Source organism: Streptomyces diversicolor (genome assembly GCF_057537855.1).
Genome location: NZ_BAAJXA010000017.1, coordinates 102293 through 118108, shown reverse-complemented (window position 1 = coordinate 118108; position 15816 = coordinate 102293). Strand labels below are relative to the sequence as shown.

The following is a 15816-nucleotide window of genomic DNA, read 5'->3' as shown; positions in this document are numbered from 1 at the left end:
CGTAGGGTTGATCCTGGGAAGGTCCCTGGGACGACCATGCCCGGACAGCAGCCTCGAAGGAGGTCCAGTTCAGTGACCAGCCAGGTCAGCAGCCCAGCGGAGCAGGCCGACGGTGCCGTCGTAGGAGAGCAGCGCAAACCGGGCGGTACGAAGGACGTCCGGCAACTGGAACGGGTGGTCATCCGGTTCGCGGGCGACTCGGGTGACGGTATGCAGCTCACGGGTGACCGGTTCACCTCGGAGACGGCGTCGTTCGGCAACGACCTGTCGACACTGCCGAACTTCCCGGCGGAGATCCGGGCCCCCGCCGGCACCCTGCCCGGTGTCTCGTCGTTCCAGCTGCACTTCGCCGACCACGACATCCTCACGCCCGGCGACGCGCCGAACGTCCTCGTGGCGATGAATCCGGCCGCGCTGAAGGCGAACATCGGCGACCTGCCGCGCGGCGCGGAGATCATCGTCAACACGGACGAGTTCACCAAACGGGCGATGCAGAAGGTCGGCTACGCCACCAGCCCGCTGGAGGACGGCTCGCTGGACGGCTACGGGCTGCACCCGGTGCCGCTGACCACGCTGACGGTGGAGGCGCTGAAGGACTTCGACCTCACCCGCAAGGAGGCCGAGCGCAGCAAGAACATGTTCGCGCTGGGCCTGCTGTCGTGGATGTACCACCGGCCGACCGAGGGCACGGAGAGGTTCCTGCGGACGAAGTTCGCGAAGAAGCCGGAGATCGCCGAGGCCAATCTGACGGCCTTCCGCGCGGGCTGGAACTTCGGCGAGACCACGGAGGACTTCGCCGTCTCCTACGAGGTCGCCCCGGCCGCGAAGGCCTTCCCGGTGGGCACCTACCGCAACATCTCCGGGAACCTGGCCCTGGCCTACGGCCTGGTCAGCGCCTCCCGCCAGGCGGACCTGCCGCTGTTCCTCGGCTCGTACCCGATCACCCCGGCCTCGGACATCCTGCACGAGTTGTCCAAGCACAAGAACTTCGGTGTGCGGACCTTCCAGGCCGAGGACGAGATCGCCGGCATCGGCGCCGCGCTCGGGGCGGCCTTCGGCGGCTCCCTGGCGGTGACGACGACGAGCGGCCCCGGTGTGGCGCTGAAGTCCGAGACCATCGGGCTCGCCGTCTCGTTGGAGCTGCCGCTGCTGGTGATCGACATCCAGCGCGGCGGGCCCTCGACCGGTCTGCCGACCAAGACCGAGCAGGCCGACCTGTTGCAGGCGATGTTCGGCCGCAACGGCGAGGCCCCGGTGCCGATCATCGCGCCGCGCACGCCGGCCGACTGCTTCGACGCGGCCCTGGAGGCGGCCCGGATCGCGCTGACGTACCGTACGCCGGTGCTGCTGCTGTCCGACGGCTACCTGGCCAACGGCTCCGAGCCGTGGCGTATCCCCGCGCTGGAGGAACTGCCCGATCTGCGCGTGCGGTTCGCACAGGGCCCCAACCACACCCTGGACGACGGCACCGAGGTGTTCTGGCCGTACAAGCGCGACCCCCAGACGCTCGCGCGCCCGTGGGCCGTTCCGGGCACGCCGGGTCTGGAGCACCGCATCGGCGGCATCGAGAAGCAGGACGGCACGGGGAACATCTCCTACGACCCGGCCAACCACGACTTCATGGTCCGCACCCGGCAGGCGAAGGTCGACGGCATCGAGGTGCCCGACATCGAGGTCGACGATCCGGACGGCGCGCGCCTCCTCGTGCTGGGCTGGGGTTCCACCTACGGGCCGATCACCGCGGCGGTGCGGCGGCTGCGGGTTCAGGGGCTGCCGGTGGCACAGGCCCATCTGCGCCATCTCAACCCGTTCCCGGGGAACCTCGGGGAGGTGCTGAGACGTTACGACAAGGTGGTGGTCCCGGAGATGAACCTGGGTCAGCTCGCCCTGCTGATCCGGGCGAAGTATCTGGTCGACGCCCGCTCCTACAACCAGGTCAGCGGAATGCCGTTCAAGGCGGAACAGCTCGCCGCGGCGCTGAAGGAGGCCATCGATGGCTGAGACGTCCACGAGCGGCACGGACACGATCGAGGCGCTTTCGCTCGTGCCGAAGGCCGTGGCCCGGCAGTCGATGAAGGACTTCAAGTCGGACCAGGAGGTGCGCTGGTGCCCGGGGTGCGGTGACTACGCGATCCTGGCGGCGGTGCAGGGCTTCATGCCGGAGCTGGGGCTGGCCCGGGAGAACATCGTGTTCGTGTCGGGCATCGGGTGCTCCTCCCGTTTCCCGTACTACATGAACACCTACGGGATGCACTCCATCCACGGCCGCGCTCCCGCGATCGCGACCGGTCTGGCCGCCACCCGGCGCGATCTGTCCGTCTGGGTCGTCACGGGCGACGGCGACGCGCTGTCGATCGGCGGCAACCACCTCATCCACGCGCTGCGCCGCAACGTCAACTTGAAGATCCTCCTGTTCAACAACCGGATCTACGGCCTCACCAAGGGCCAGTACTCGCCCACCTCCGAGGTCGGCAAGATCACCAAGTCGACCCCGATGGGCTCCCTGGACGCGCCGTTCAACCCCGTCTCGCTGGCGCTCGGCGCGGAGGCGTCGTTCGTGGCCCGGACCATCGACTCCGACCGCAAGCACCTCACCGGGGTGCTGCGGGAGGCGGCGGCCCATCCGGGCACCGCGCTGGTGGAGATCTACCAGAACTGCAACATCTTCAACGACGGTGCCTTCGACGCGCTCAAGGACCAGCACGGCGCTCAGGAGGCGGTGATCCGCCTGGAGCACGGGCAGCCGGTCCGGTTCGGGCCTGACGGCGGCCGGGGTGTGGTGCGCGACCCGGTCACCGGTGATCTGGAGATCGTCACCGTGACGCCTGACAACGAGGACCGCATCCTCGTCCACGACGCCCACGCGGCCTCGCCGGCCACTGCTTTCGCCCTGTCCCGGCTGGCCGACCCGGACACCCTGCACCACACGCCCATCGGCGTGCTGCGCAGCGTCGAGCGCCCGGTGTACGAGACACGGATGGCCGAGCAGCTGGACGCGGCCGTCGAGCAGCACGGCAAGGGGGACCTCGCGGCCCTGCTGGCCGGCAACGACACCTGGACCGTCATCGGCTGACCGCCATCGGCCGCCGCGGGCTGAACGTTCCGCGGTGCCGGCGACCGACCGTACGGCAGGATTGCAGAACGAGGGCCCGGACGCACCACACCACCCGGGCCCCCGCCCGCACCACACCCAGGACCGCCACCCAACCGCCACCCAACAACGCAAGCAGCTGACGCCTCCGGCCACCGAGCGGCTGACACCGTCCCGGCCGTGCCTTCCAGGCGGCCGACTCGGCCAGCGTCCCAGCAGCCGACGCCTCCGGCCGCTTCCGGCGACGTAAGTTGTTCAACTTGCGGCGGCTGTGGCGCCGAGTCTCGGCGGCCCGGCAATTCCCCTCAGGCCGGCCGGGTGTCTCGTGTGGTGGGTTGTGCCGGGCGCTTTGTTTCGTCGTACCGGTCCCGGGCCTCCCGGACCTGGTCCATGCGGGTCTCGGTCCAGCGCGCCAGCGTCCGGACCTGTAGGGCCCCCTCACGGCCGAGCGGGGTGAGCGAGTAGTCGACCCGGGGCGGGATCACCGGCTTGGCGTCCCGGTGCACGAACCCGTCGCGTTCCAGGACCTGGAGGGTCTGGGCGAGCATCTTCTCGCTGACGCCCCGGCCGAACCGCCCGACCGCCCGGCGCAGCTCGCTGAACCGGTGGGGGCGGTCCAGCAACTCGATCAGGACGAGGACGCCCCACCGGCTGGTGACGTGTTCGAGGACGAGGCGGTGGGGGCACATCGCCTCGCCGTCGTCACGGGCCGCCTTCCGCACAGCACTAACTCCCATGCCCGTACCTTACTTCAAAGTGGGTACTTTCCCTGGGTTAGCGCCGCTCCTAGGGTTAGCGACAGACGCACCCCCACTAGGAGTCCTCCACCATGAGCATCGTCGTCACCGGAGCCACCGGACACCTCGGCCGCCACGTCGTCAACCAGTTGCTGGAGAAGGTTCCGGCCGAGCAGATCACCGCCGTCGTACGCGACGAGGCGAAGGCCGCCGACTTCGCGGCCCGCGGCGTGCGGATCGCCGTGGCCGACTACAACAGGCCCGAGACCTTCGACCACCTCTTCGCCACGGGCGACAGGGTGCTGCTGATCTCCGGCAACGAGTTCGACAAGGGCCGGGTCCAACAGCACACCGTCGTCATCGACGCCGCCAGGGCGGCCGGCGTCGCCCTGCTCGCCTACACCAGTGCCCCCGGCAGCCTGACGGCCGCCCTCGCCGACGACCACCGGGCCACCGAGCAGGTGCTGCTGGCCTCCGGCCTGCCCTACACGCTGCTGCGCAACGGCTGGTACCACGAGAACTACACGGAGAACCTGGCCCCGGTGCTGGCGCACGACGCCGTCGTCGCGGCGGCGGGCGAGGGCCTGATCTCCTCGGCCTCGCGCGCCGACTACGCGGCCGCCGCCGTCGCCGTGCTCACCGGCGAGGGGCACGAGAACAAGACGTACGAGCTGGGCGGCGACGAGGCGTGGAGCCTGGACGAGTACGCGGCCGAGCTGAGCAGGCAGACCGGCAAGGAGATCGCCTACAACTCCGTGCCGGGCGAGACCCTGCTGGGCATCCTGACCGGCGCCGGGATGCCCGAGGCGATGGCCGCGATCCTGGTCGGCGTCGACGCGTCGATCGCCAAGGGCGAGCTGGTCGTCTCCACCGGAGATCTGTCCCGCCTGGCCGGGCGGCCGACCAGTCCGATCGCGGAGGCCGTCACCGCCGCGCTCAAGGGCTGACCGGCCGCACCGCGACCCCCGGGCCCCGGCCCCGCGCCCCTGCCTTGTCATGACCGTATGCCAATACGGGTATGACAGGCGGGGGCGCTCGGCGCTACCTTCGTCCAGGCGAACACGCGCGCGAGGACGTGAGAGGGAGGGGCCCGTGGCCGGCGAGTCGAGGGGTGAGCGGCGGACAGGTCTGCTGAACGGCTTCGCGGCGTACGGGATGTGGGGGCTCGTACCGCTGTTCTGGCCCCTGCTGAAGCCGGCCGGCGCGCTGGAGATCCTTGCCCACCGGATGGTGTGGTCCCTGGTCTTCGTCGCCGTACTGCTGCTCGTCGTGCGGCGCTGGGCCTGGGCCGGGGAACTGCTGCGCCAGCCGCGCCGACTCGGGCTGATCGCGGTCGCGGCGGCGGTGATCACGGTCAACTGGGGTGTCTACATCTGGGCCGTGAACGCCGGACACGTGGTCGAGGCATCCCTCGGATACTTCATCAATCCCCTGGTCACCATCGCGATGGGCGTGCTGATCCTGAAGGAGCGGCTGCGGCCCGCGCAGTGGGTGGCGGTCGGGGTCGGCTTCGCCGCGGTGCTGGTGCTGACCGTCGGATACGGCCGCCCGCCGTGGATCTCCCTGAGCCTCGCCTTCTCCTTCGCCACGTACGGGCTGGTGAAGAAGAAGGTCAACCTCGGCGGCATCGAGTCGCTGGCCGCCGAGACCGCGGTCCAGTTCCTGCCCGCGCTCGGCTATCTGCTGTGGCTGACCGCGCAGGGCGACTCCACCTTCACCGGTGACGGCGCCGGGCACGCGGCCCTGCTCGCCGCCACCGGCGTGGTCACCGCGCTCCCCCTCGTCTGCTTCGGCGCCGCGGCGATACGGGTGCCGCTGTCGACACTGGGGCTGTTGCAGTACCTGGCGCCCGTCTTCCAGTTCCTGCTGGGCATCCTCTACTTCGACGAGGCCATGCCGCCCGAGCGCTGGGCCGGGTTCGCGCTGGTGTGGCTGGCGCTGTCGCTGCTGACCTGGGACGCTCTGCGGGCCGCCCGTCGCGCGGCCCGCACGGCCCGCACGCTCGCCAGCGAGAGCGCCGTGCCCAGCAGGACCATGACGACCGGCACGGCGAGCGCCGCCCGGAAGGCGGAGAGCGTCGCCTCGGGACCGGAGCCGGATCCGGAGGCCGCCAGGCCGTAGACCGCGGTCACCGCCGAGATCCCGATCGCCGAACCGAACTGGGTCGAGGTGTGCAGCAGCCCGCCCGCCAGGCCCTGCTCCTGCTCGGCGACCCCGTCGGTCGCCGCGATCGTCAGCGGCCCGTAGGCCAGCGCGAAGGCCATGCCCGCGATGATCAGCGTGGGGAACATCGCCAGGTACGGCCAGTCGGCGCCGACCGGCAGGAACAGCCCGTAGGCGAGCACGGCCAGCAGGAAGCCGCCGACGATCACGCGCGTGTTGCCGTAGCGGGTGACCAGTTTCGGGGTGAGGGTCGGGGCGAGGACCGCGTCGCAGCCCATGACGACGAGCGCAACGGCCGTCCGCAGGGACGACCAGCCGCGCAGTTCCTGTAGGTAGAGCGTGAGCACGAACTGGAAGCCGAAGAAGGCGCCGACGAACAGCAGCGCCCCGAGGTCGGCGCGTACGACCGGGCCGTTGCGCAGGATGCCGAGCCGCACCAGCGGATGCGCGGAACGCCGCTCGATGGCGAGGAAGGCGGCGGCCAGCAGCATCGCGGCGACGGCCGCCGAGGCGGTCGCCGGCCAGCCGTCGAGGCCGTGTTCGAGGCGTACGACGGCGTAGGCGGCGAGCAGCATCGCGGCGGCGGCCGTGATCGCGCCGGGCAGGTCGAAGCCGCGGAGCCGGAACGGCGGCGCGGCCTGCGCCGGGATCAGCCGCACGGCCGCGAGCAGCAGCGCGGCGGCCAGCAGCACCGGGGCGAAGAACACCCAGCGCCAGCCGAGTTGGGTGAGCAGACCGCCGATGACCAGGCCGAGCGAGAAGCCGCCCGCGGCCGTACCGGCGAAGACCAGCAGGGCCTTGTCGCGCCGCGGGCCCTCCTCGTACGAGGTGGTGATGAGGGAGAGCGCGGCCGGTGTCATGAACGCGGCCGAGACACCGGTGGCGAACCGTGCCACGACCAGCGTCCAGCCCGCCGTCGCGAGTCCGCCGAGGCCGGAGAACGCGACGAACACGGTCAGCCAGAGCAGGAACATCCGGCGGCGGCCGAGCAGGTCGGCCGCGCGCCCGCCGAGCAGGGTGAAACCGGCGTAGCCGAGGACGTAGGCGCTCATCACCCAGGCCGCGGTGTCGGTGGCGAGGCCGAGGTCGGCGCGGATCGCGGGGATCGCCACGGCCATCATGGCGATGTCGATGCCCTCCAGGAAGATCGTTCCGCACAGCACGAGCAGCAGGGCCCAGGCACGGGTGCCCATGAGAACACTCCTAGGACAGGGAGCAAGGGAAGGGGCGGGGTCACCGGATCGAGGGTCGGTTCCCTCTTGTGGATCGGTTCCCTCTTGTGGATCGGTTCCCTCTTGTAACCGGGATCCAGCCTGGGGCAGCATCGGCAGGTATGGAAGAAGGCACTTCTGAGTCACCGAGTAACTGCGCGAGCACCGTGGACTACGGCGACGCCGACCCCTTCCAGTGGGACACCCGGGAGGACTGCCAGGTCCGGCAGATCCTCGACCGGGTCGCCGACAAGTGGTCGCTCCTCGTCATCGCACTGCTGGACAACCGGCGGCTGCGCTTCACCGAGCTGCGGCGGGAGATCGACGGGGTCAGCCAGCGCATGCTGACCGTGACGCTGCGCCAGCTGGAACGGGACGGACTGGTCGAACGCACCGTCCATCCGGTGGTGCCGCCGCGGGTCGAGTACGAGCTGACCCCGCTCGGCGGGACCCTGCACGCCACCATCCAGTCCCTGGTGACCTGGACCGAGGACCACCAGGAGGAGATCGCGGCGGCCCGCACGGCCTACGACACCCGCGTCCAGCAGACCACCACCCGCTGAACCCGCCCGATCCCGCCCCGCGGAACCGTTTCCGGACAACCTGGGCACCACGTGACGGGCACGGGATCGGTGGGCGAGTCACGGACAAGCTCGGCGGGGCGGGTCGCGAAGGGGGATCTGCGGGCCGGTTCACAGGCAGCGCGGGCGACATCGGCTACGGACGAGTTCGGGGCGGAGCGTCGGCGAGTTCGGTGGGCGGGGCGGCGAGCGGGTTCGGTGATGTGTGCGCGGGCGGCTCCTACAGTGCGGGGCACCGGCGGCGCCGGCGGCGCGAGCCGCGAACGGCTTCGGCCGCGCGCAGGGCGCGAGCACACGGAAACGCGGAGCGCGGCCCGCACCGACGGCACTCGGCGCCGACGGCTTCGTTCGGCTGGGTGTCAGGGGCCGACGGGCGGAGGCTCGTCGGCGCCCCGGTCGGGGCTGTGGGCCGAGGGTGTCGGTGTGCGTCCTCGGCTCCGCCGGTCGGACCCCGCTGGGCGGGCGCGCGGCCGACGTGCGGCTCGTATCCGGCTCGTTCTCCGACCCCGGGGTGCTTCAGGCGAAGTAGTGGCCCGCCTCCAGGTCGGCGATCAGACCGGGACGGGTCGGCGCTCGGCGCGAAGCCCGATCTGGCGACGGCCGCGCGCTGGGTCTGGACGCGGACCTCCGACCCGCGACGGGGCGCGGAGTTCCGGCTGTTCTTCGCGGCCTACGGACGCGCTCTGCAGGCACCACAGCAGTTCGCGGACTTCCTTGAGCACGTCGTGGCCGACTGGATGAGCGCCCTGTGCGCCGCGCAGAGACCGGACACCGACCCGGTGACCGCGAAGCGCACGGCCACCCTGGTGATCGCCACGATCCGCGGGCTGCTGCTCGACCTGCTCGCCACCGGCGACCGTGACCGGGTCCAGGACGCGGCCGAGAGCTTCCTCGCCACGCTGGAACCCGGAGCGCGGCCCGCTGCGCGCGCACGACCACGTTGAGCCGGGGCCCGCTGCCGTCCGATGGGACTGTCTGTGGCGTCGGCTATAAGTGGCCGTATGACGCAGACATCCGCACCGGGCCCCGCTCCGCTCCACTGGAAACTGGTCATCGACGCCGCCGACCCGCACGCGCAAGCCGACTTCTGGGCCGCCGCGCTGCGCTACGAGGTCGAGGACAACAGCGCGCTCGTCGAACGGCTGCTGGGGCTCGGCGCGCTGCCCGGCGCGGCGACCGTCGAGCACCACGGCCGCCCCGCCTTCCGGGACCTGATCGCCGTACGGCATCCCGACGACCCGTACGACGAGGACGGCGGCACCGGGCTGGGGAGGCGGCTGCTGTTCCAGCGGGTCCCGGAATCGAAGTCCGGCAAGAACCGGCTCCACATCGACGTGCACGCGGGCACGGGTGGACGCGAGGACGAGGTCGGCCGACTGGAGCGGCTGGGCGCGCGGGTGCTGCGGCGGGTGCGGGAGAACGGCGGGGAGTGGGTGGTGATGACGGACCCGGAGGGCAACGAGTTCTGCGTTCAGTGACGGCGGGCGGCAGATCCCGGCCGGCCTAGTCGGCCGCCCGGGCCGCGCGTTCGGTCAGGCGGACCATGCGGGCGCGGGCCGACTCCAGTTGCTCGATGTCGTCGGCCGCCGGGCCGTCCTCGGCGGTGAGTTCCGTCCACAGGGCGATCAGGTCACGGCCGAGGCTGAGACCCTGCTCGGGGTCGCGTACGGCGCGCCAGGCCGCCGCCGCGCTCTGGACGTTGCCGTAGGCCGCCTCGGGGTCCCGGCTGCCGCGGCGGAGCCGGGCGAGGTCCAGCGACAACCGGAAGGCGTGCAGCGGATCGCCGGACAAGTAGGCGATGTAGGCGGTCAGTTCGCGCAGCCGGAGCACTTCGGGATGATCGGGCCCCAGGTCGGCCGCCGCCTCCTCGACGGTACGCTTCGCCAGCTCGGCCGCCGTGTCGATCCGCCCCGCCCTGACGGCCTCGTTGATCCGCGCGGTCGGCTCCCCGAGCACGGCCCCGCCGCCTTCCCCGTCCCGGTCTTCGAGCACGGCCTCGGCCACGGCGTCGAACCCGCGGGCCGGCGTGGGCCTGGGATCGGGATCGGCCCCGGCGGAAACCTCGTCGGCGGGCGGCCGGGCGGTGGTGCGGGGTGGCTCGGGAACACTGAGCGCGAAGGCGGAACTCGCCCCCGAAACGGCCGCGTCGGACACCCAGTCCGGCGCGGAACCGGACGCACCGTCCGCCCCGGACACCCCCGCCGGCCTCAGCACCGCGGCTGGGCTCGGCCCGGCAGACGGGGACACCTCGACGGGCCGCGGCGGCTCCGCAGGGTGCGGCGGGCCCGTGGGCCGCGGCGGCTCCGCGAGGTGAGGCGGGTCCATGAGAGGACGCGGCTCCGTGAGAGGACGCGGGTCCGTGAGGTGAGGCGGGTCCGCCGGGCGGGGCGGGCGGCCGGGCATGACCGGGGGCGGTCCGAAGACGCCGGTGGGGGGCCGGACCATGCCCGGCGCGACGTCCGTCACCAGCCCGGGCGCGAACGTGACCACAGCCTGCGCGGGCGGCGGCTCCGGTAGCGGAGGCTGCGCGAGCGGCGTCGACTCTGGCGCCGAGGGCTGCGCGAGCGGCGTCGGCTCTAGTACCGGAGGCTCCGCGTACGGGGTCGGCTCTGGCACCGGAGGCTCCGCGTGCGGGGTCGGCTCAGGTACGGCAGCCTGCCTGTCCGGGGTCGGCTCAGGTACCGCCCGCAGCGGGTACGTGGGAGCGACCTCCCGTACCGGTTCGGCGACGGGCCGCAGAAAGTGGGTGGGCCTGTCGCGATACGGCGGCCGTTCGTCGACGGCAGCGGCGAAGCCATGCCCGGAGCCCGAGGAGAGGCCGTCGGCCGGCTCGCCCGAACCGTCGGCCGGCTCCGCCCTGCCCTCCTGCCCTTCCGCCTCTTCCGGCAGTCCCGGTTCCGAAGCCGTCCCGGACATCCCCGGCGCCGGCGCCCCCGCCTCGGTCTGGGGAGTCATCTTGGCCGGGTCGGCGGTGAAGCGGCTGGCGCCGTTGGTGTCGACCTGGAGGGGGACCACATAGCCGACGCGGGCGTCGTGGATCGCCGCCCGAACGGGGTGGCCGAGCGTGCGGGCCAGGCGCTGGAGGTGATCCAGGACGGCATGCTGGATCTCCCGGCCGGGGGCCGCGGCAAGGGGTACACCGTCAACGGTCGCCTCGCCCGCGGCCGAGACGCGGACGTCCACCGGTTCCGCCGGACCCGCACCGCGCCGTTCTTCCCGCTTCTCCTCGCGGCTGAGTCGAGACATCTGCCCCCTCACTCCCCCGGCGTCACGATCCGGTCGTACCCATGCGTACTGTCGAGTGTCGCCGCTCGCCACCGATTCCGCGTCACCGCGACGTCACAGACTCGCACCAGGAACCCTCCCGTCCGCGGCAACACGACGGTCCGGCCGGCGACCCGCTTCACCGGCCCCGCCCCGCGGACCCGGCAGCCCCCGCCCAGCACGCTCTCCGCACCCTCGACAGGACTTCCTTGCGTGCGCATATAATGCGTAAGCCTGTATTCCTCGCGTGCCGATCATCTGGGGGATCGATGACCCGCCGTTTTCTGTTCGTGCTGGGCAGCACCCGTCTCGACGGCAACACCGAACTGCTCGCCCACAGGGCCGCCGACCAGTTGCCCGTGGATGTCGAGCAGGAGTGGATCCGCCTGCTCGACCATCCGCTGCCCGAGTTCACCGACCTGCGCCACGACAGCGACCATGTGCGGCCGCCCTCCGACACCGCCGTCGGCCGGCTCCTGGACGCCACGCTCGCCGCCACGGACATCGTGATCGCCTCACCGCTGTACTGGTACTCGGTGTCCGGCCCGACCAAGCGCTATCTGGACTACTGGTCCGGCTGGCTGCGCACCCCCGGCATCGACTTCAAGGCGACCCTGGCCGGACGCACCCTCTGGGGCGTCTCCGTGCTCGCGGCCCGCGAAGCCGATGTCGCCGCCCCGCTGATCGGCACGCTCAACAACTCGGCCGCGTACATGAAGATGCGCTTCGGCGGCGTCCTGCTCGGCTGCGGCAGCGCGCAGGGCGACGTACTCAAGGACACGGAGGCGCTGGCGCGTGCGAAGACCTTCTTCGCGCGAGAGGCACCGCTTGCCCGCTTCCCGCACGAGACGGACGCGGTCGTCCAGGCACCCCGGCCCCGTAAGGACGGCGCCCTTACGCGGTGATGTCCTTCGTCGTGAACCGCGCCCAGGCCGCCGAGCCGAACACCACCGCGTACAGCCCCTGCAATCCGAGGTTTCTGACCAGGTCGTCCCAGTAGATCGGGTCGCGCATCAGGTCGGCGAAGGACAGCCAGTAGTGCGAGAAGAAGTACGGCTGGATCGCGTGCAGTTGCGGTATCTGGTCGAGGATCTGCACGGTGATCAGCAGCCCCACCGTGGTGGCCATCGCCGCGATCCCGCTGTTGGTGAGGGTGGAGACGAACAGACCGAGGGCGGCAAGACCGATCAACGACGCGGCCACGACCAGGGCGATCAGCAGCGCACGCGCCAGGCCGTCGGCGAAGCCTATCCGCGTGCCGGAGATGGTCGTCAGCTCGCCCAGCGGAAACAACAGCGCCCCGACGGCCAGCGCCGAGACCGCCACCACCAGTGTGGCCACCAGGCAGAACGCCATCGTCGTCGCGTACTTGGTGAGCAGCAGGCGGGTGCGGCCCGCCGGGGCGACCAGGAGATAGCGCAGGGTTCCGGCGTTGGCCTCGCCGGCGATCGCGTCGCCCGCGACGACCCCGATCGCCATCGGCAGGAAGAACGGGAGCGTCGCGGCCAGCGCGGTGAACACCAGGAACAGACCGTTGTTGGTGATCTGCGTGATGAACGCCGGCCCCTCGCCACCGCCTGGGCCGACCGATGAGCCGTCCCGCGTCTCGATCTTGACGGCGATACCGACCAGGATCGGCACCGCGGCCAGCACACCCAGCAGCGCGAGCGTGCGCCAGCGCCGGAAGGTGGTGAGCAGTTCGCTGCGCAGGAACCCGAAGGTCCACAGCGGGTTCGGGGCGCGTCCCGCCCCGGGCCCGGCCGCCGGCACCGCGACCGTGGACTCGCCCGCCCCGGCGTCAACCTGTGACATCGAACCCCTCTCCGGTCAGCGCCACGAACGCGTCCTCCAGCGATGCCCGTTCCACCCCGAAGCCGCGGACGCGGACGCCGGCCGACACCAACGCGGTGTTCAGATCGGCCAGTTCACCCTCCGGGGGCTCCGCGGTCACCCGGTCCTCGGCGACCACGACATCGCCCACGCCCCGCTCCTTGAGCACCCGGGCCGCGTCCCCGGTGTCCGGCGTGGTCACGACCAGCCGGCCGCGCGCCCCGGCGGCCAGGTCCGCCACCGCGCCCTGGGTGATGAGCCGGCCCTGCGCCATCACCGCCGCATGCGTGCACACCTGCTCGATCTCGTCGAGGAGATGGGAGGAGAGGAAGACGGTCGTGCCGTCGGACGCCAACTCCCGGACCAGGGAACGGATCTCGCGCATGCCCTGCGGGTCGAGCCCGTTGGTCGGCTCGTCCAGGACCAGGAGCCTGCGCGGCTGGAGCAGCGCGGCGGCCAGCCCGAGCCGCTGCTTCATGCCCAGCGAGTACGCCCTGGCCTTCTTGCCCGCGGCGGCGGCCAGGCCCACCCGGTCCAGGGCGGCGGCGACCCGGGCCCGTCTCGTGCGCGGGTCGGCGGTCGGATCGGCGGCGTCGTAGCGTATGAGGTTGTCCCGGCCGGAGAGGAAGCCGTACAGGGCTGGGCCCTCGATGAGCGTGCCCACCTGCGGCAGCACCGCGCGCGCCGAGCGGGGCATGGGCCGCCCGAGTACCCGCGCGGTGCCGGATGTGGGCTCGATGAGTCCCATCAGCATGCGGATGGTGGTGGTCTTGCCCGAGCCGTTCGGACCGAGGAAGCCGAAGACGCTGCCCGCCGGGACGGTCAGGTCGAGACCGTCGACGGCGAGCTGTCCGCCGCGGTAGCGCTTGGTCAGGCCGCGGGTGTCGATGACGCTCGGCCCCGCGTCCTCCGGCTCCCGCGCCGTCCTTCGCCCCGTGGTGGACGCATCGTCCATCGGCTCCCTCGATTCATCGTGCCCGCAGGGTACTTACTGCCCCGAGTCCGCCGCCTTCACCAGGGCGTCCTTGGTCACGGCGCCGACGTACACCTTGCCGTCGTCCGTGATCAGGGCGTTGACCAGGCGGGTCGAGAAGACCGTGCCCTTGCCGAACTTGCCGCTCACCTGGTCGCCGAGCGAGCCGAGGAAGCCGCCCAGGTCACCGCCGGCGGAACCGGACGGCAGGCCGCCCTTCTCACCCGTGTCGAAGGTGGCTATCGCGTTCCAGCCATCGCCGAGCACCTCGTGGCCCTGCGGGCCCTTGGCGAGGTCGTGGCCGGACTTGGACTCCGGGACCTCGGCGGACCTGGACTTGTCCTCCTCGGTCACCTTGGCGCCCTTCGGCGGGGTGAAGTCGAAGGTCGAGGCGGCCGGCTTGGCAAAGCTGACCTGGGTGAAGCCGGCGTCGACGACCGCCGCGCCGCCGCTCGCCGGGGTCAGCGTGAACTTCAGCGGCAGGCCGGTCTTCGCGTCCACCGCGATGCTGATCGCGCCGACCGTGGTGCCGGACTGCTTCGGCTTGACGAGCAGCTTGTAGGCGTCCCGGCCGGCGACCTGCATGGTGCCGTCGACCGTCACGGACGTGGTGTCGTCGACGGACTTCAGTGCCTCTTCGGCGAAGTCCTTGGGCGTGGCCGGAGTCTCGTTCTTGTGCTCCGCGCCGTCCTGGGGCGCGGTGCCGTGGTAGACCTCGTTCGACCTGCTGTCGTAGCCCCAGACGTCCGTGCCGTTGTGAATGAGGCTGTACTCGGCCGCGCTCTCGATCAGCGACAGCTTCTGCTTGTCCGGGCCGTCGGCGGCGACGCGCAGGGTGTGCGTGCCGGAGACCAGCTCGGTGAGCTTGGACGTCGGGTCGGCCGAGGATCCGTCGCCGGACGGGGCGACGCCCGAGGCCAGGCTGTTCTCCAGACCGCCCAGGTTCGGAAGGCCCAGGTCGGTGCTGATCTTCACCGTGCCGGACAGCTGCTCGACGTCCGACTTGGCGATCTTCTCTATGAGCTGCTGTGCGGTGATCTTCGGCAGACTGGGGTCGCCGGAGTCGGCGAGCGCCGGGACCAGTCCGATGGTCGCCGCCGTCACCCCCACGACCGCGACCGGGACGACGTACCGAGCGGCTTTGCGCCGGCCGGAGCGCAGCTCCTCGGCCTCCTCGGCGCCCGAGTTGTCAGCGGATTCGTTCCGTGCCATGTGTGGCTTACCTCCGTCGTCGGCGGCGGCCTTCTACGCACCGATGCACTTGTTCCCACCCTGAGCCGCCATTCTCACCCGAATCGGTGAGGAGTGGTGATTTCCGTGGCTTCCATCTGACCAAATCCGGTGCGCGGATGCGTCACCCCGCGGACGCAACTCCACGTACACCTCCGGTATGACGCGCGGGGGATGCGTCTCCCCCGACCCGTAGGGGTAACCGGGGTGCGGCCCGCTGATTCCCAGGTCAGCGCGGTCAAACCGTGCGACGGCCGGGGGGTTGAGCCAGTCATACGCCGGGGGGTTGAGCCAGTCATACGCCCGAGGGGGGACGGTCGGCCTGCCCGGCCGAACGCCCAGCACAGACGGCCGGGATACCTGGTGCGGACGGCCGGGCCCCCGGGTGAGGGCGGCCAGGGCCACGGGTGGGGACGGCCGGGACCCCGGGTGCGGATGGCCGGGACATCCGGCGCAGGCGGCCAGGACAGAGGGGCGTCCGGGCAGAGCAGCGTCCGGGCAGAGGGGCGTGGGGGGCGGACAGGCGGATCGGACGGCCGGAACGGGCGGGCGCGGGGGACGGCCGGGACCGGCGGCACCCCAGCGGCCGCCGGCACAAGTGGACGCCGGGGCCGACAGGCGACCGAGGGCCGCGGTGAGCCGAGCACCCGGACGGACGGCCTGGACGCGCGGCCAGCTCAGACGGCCGGAAGAGACAGGCGCCGGGGACGGTCGCGACCGGCGAACGCCCCAGCAG

At 71.8% G+C, this 15816-nt stretch carries 13 protein-coding genes and 1 pseudogene; 8 read left to right on the top strand and 6 right to left on the bottom strand.

Annotation, left to right across the window (positions count from 1 at the left end; all coding sequences use genetic code 11):
* Positions 1–72 precede the first annotated feature (72 nt).
* Entirely contained in the window at positions 73–2001 is a 1929-nt protein-coding gene (locus AC27LF_RS21400) for a 2-oxoacid:acceptor oxidoreductase subunit alpha (protein ID WP_479659142.1), read from the top strand.
* The gene (locus AC27LF_RS21395; RefSeq protein WP_479659143.1) at positions 1994–3073 is read left to right on the top strand and encodes a 2-oxoacid:ferredoxin oxidoreductase subunit beta; all 1080 of its coding nucleotides are present in this window, start codon (positions 1994–1996) and stop codon (positions 3071–3073) included. Before AC27LF_RS21400 ends, AC27LF_RS21395 begins: the two co-directional genes overlap by 8 nt.
* A gap of 323 nt (positions 3074–3396) precedes the next feature.
* Here the strand turns inward: AC27LF_RS21395 and AC27LF_RS21390 are convergent, their stop codons facing one another.
* Positions 3397–3828, bottom strand: coding sequence for a winged helix-turn-helix transcriptional regulator (locus AC27LF_RS21390; protein WP_479659144.1), 432 nt, complete (start codon positions 3826–3828; stop codon positions 3397–3399).
* A gap of 92 nt (positions 3829–3920) precedes the next feature.
* On the opposite strand from AC27LF_RS21390, the gene AC27LF_RS21385 reads away from it, so the two are divergent.
* Positions 3921–4775 (top strand): SDR family oxidoreductase, encoded by an 855-nt coding sequence (locus AC27LF_RS21385; RefSeq protein WP_479659145.1) that lies wholly within the window; start codon positions 3921–3923, stop codon positions 4773–4775.
* Positions 4776–4920: 145 nt separating this feature from the next.
* Positions 4921–5949, top strand: coding sequence for an EamA family transporter RarD (gene rarD, locus AC27LF_RS21380; protein WP_479659146.1), 1029 nt, complete (start codon positions 4921–4923; stop codon positions 5947–5949).
* An 80-nt stretch (positions 5950–6029) separates the two neighbouring features.
* On the opposite strand, the pseudogene AC27LF_RS21375 reads toward rarD, so the two are convergent.
* Positions 6030–7109 (bottom strand): annotated as a pseudogene (locus AC27LF_RS21375) (MFS transporter); the annotation flags it as partial.
* Positions 7110–7324: 215 nt separating this feature from the next.
* Here AC27LF_RS21375 and AC27LF_RS21370 point away from each other — a divergent pair.
* The 3 genes from AC27LF_RS21370 to AC27LF_RS21360 all read left to right on the top strand — a co-directional run bounded on the left by AC27LF_RS21370 (position 7325) and on the right by AC27LF_RS21360 (position 9261).
* On the top strand, positions 7325–7765 hold the full coding sequence (locus AC27LF_RS21370) for a winged helix-turn-helix transcriptional regulator (protein ID WP_479659147.1): 441 nt from the start codon (positions 7325–7327) through the stop codon (positions 7763–7765).
* Positions 7766–8508: 743 nt separating this feature from the next.
* Positions 8509–8727 carry a hypothetical protein gene (locus AC27LF_RS21365; RefSeq protein WP_479659148.1) on the top strand — a complete coding sequence of 73 codons (219 nt, stop codon included), beginning with the start codon at positions 8509–8511 and terminating at the stop codon, positions 8725–8727.
* A gap of 57 nt (positions 8728–8784) precedes the next feature.
* Positions 8785–9261, top strand: coding sequence for a VOC family protein (locus AC27LF_RS21360; protein ID WP_479659149.1), 477 nt, complete (start codon positions 8785–8787; stop codon positions 9259–9261).
* 25 nt (positions 9262–9286) lie between these two features.
* Here AC27LF_RS21360 and AC27LF_RS21355 read toward each other — a convergent pair whose 3' ends face one another.
* Positions 9287–11029 carry a tetratricopeptide repeat protein gene (locus tag AC27LF_RS21355; RefSeq protein ID WP_479659150.1) on the bottom strand — a complete coding sequence of 581 codons (1743 nt, stop codon included), beginning with the start codon at positions 11027–11029 and terminating at the stop codon, positions 9287–9289.
* A gap of 287 nt (positions 11030–11316) precedes the next feature.
* Between AC27LF_RS21355 and AC27LF_RS21350 the strand changes: the two genes are divergently transcribed.
* Positions 11317–11952, top strand: a complete 636-nt coding sequence (locus tag AC27LF_RS21350) for a flavodoxin family protein (protein ID WP_479659151.1) — start codon at positions 11317–11319, stop codon at positions 11950–11952.
* Here AC27LF_RS21350 and AC27LF_RS21345 read toward each other — a convergent pair.
* Genes AC27LF_RS21345 through AC27LF_RS21335 form a run of 3 tightly spaced genes read right to left on the bottom strand, consistent with a single transcriptional unit; the run spans position 11942 to position 15062 of the window.
* Positions 11942–12859: an ABC transporter permease gene (locus tag AC27LF_RS21345; protein WP_479659152.1), complete on the bottom strand. Its 918-nt coding sequence runs from the start codon at positions 12857–12859 to the stop codon at positions 11942–11944. The two genes, AC27LF_RS21350 and AC27LF_RS21345, sit on opposite strands and share 11 nt — an antisense overlap.
* Complete coding sequence (locus AC27LF_RS21340) at positions 12846–13832, bottom strand: ABC transporter ATP-binding protein (RefSeq protein WP_479659153.1); 987 nt, start codon at positions 13830–13832, stop codon at positions 12846–12848. The genes AC27LF_RS21345 and AC27LF_RS21340 overlap by 14 nt, the downstream gene beginning before the upstream one ends.
* A 33-nt stretch (positions 13833–13865) precedes the next feature.
* The gene (locus AC27LF_RS21335; protein WP_479659154.1) at positions 13866–15062 is read right to left on the bottom strand and encodes a LolA family protein; all 1197 of its coding nucleotides are present in this window, start codon (positions 15060–15062) and stop codon (positions 13866–13868) included.
* Positions 15063–15816 lie beyond the last annotated feature (754 nt).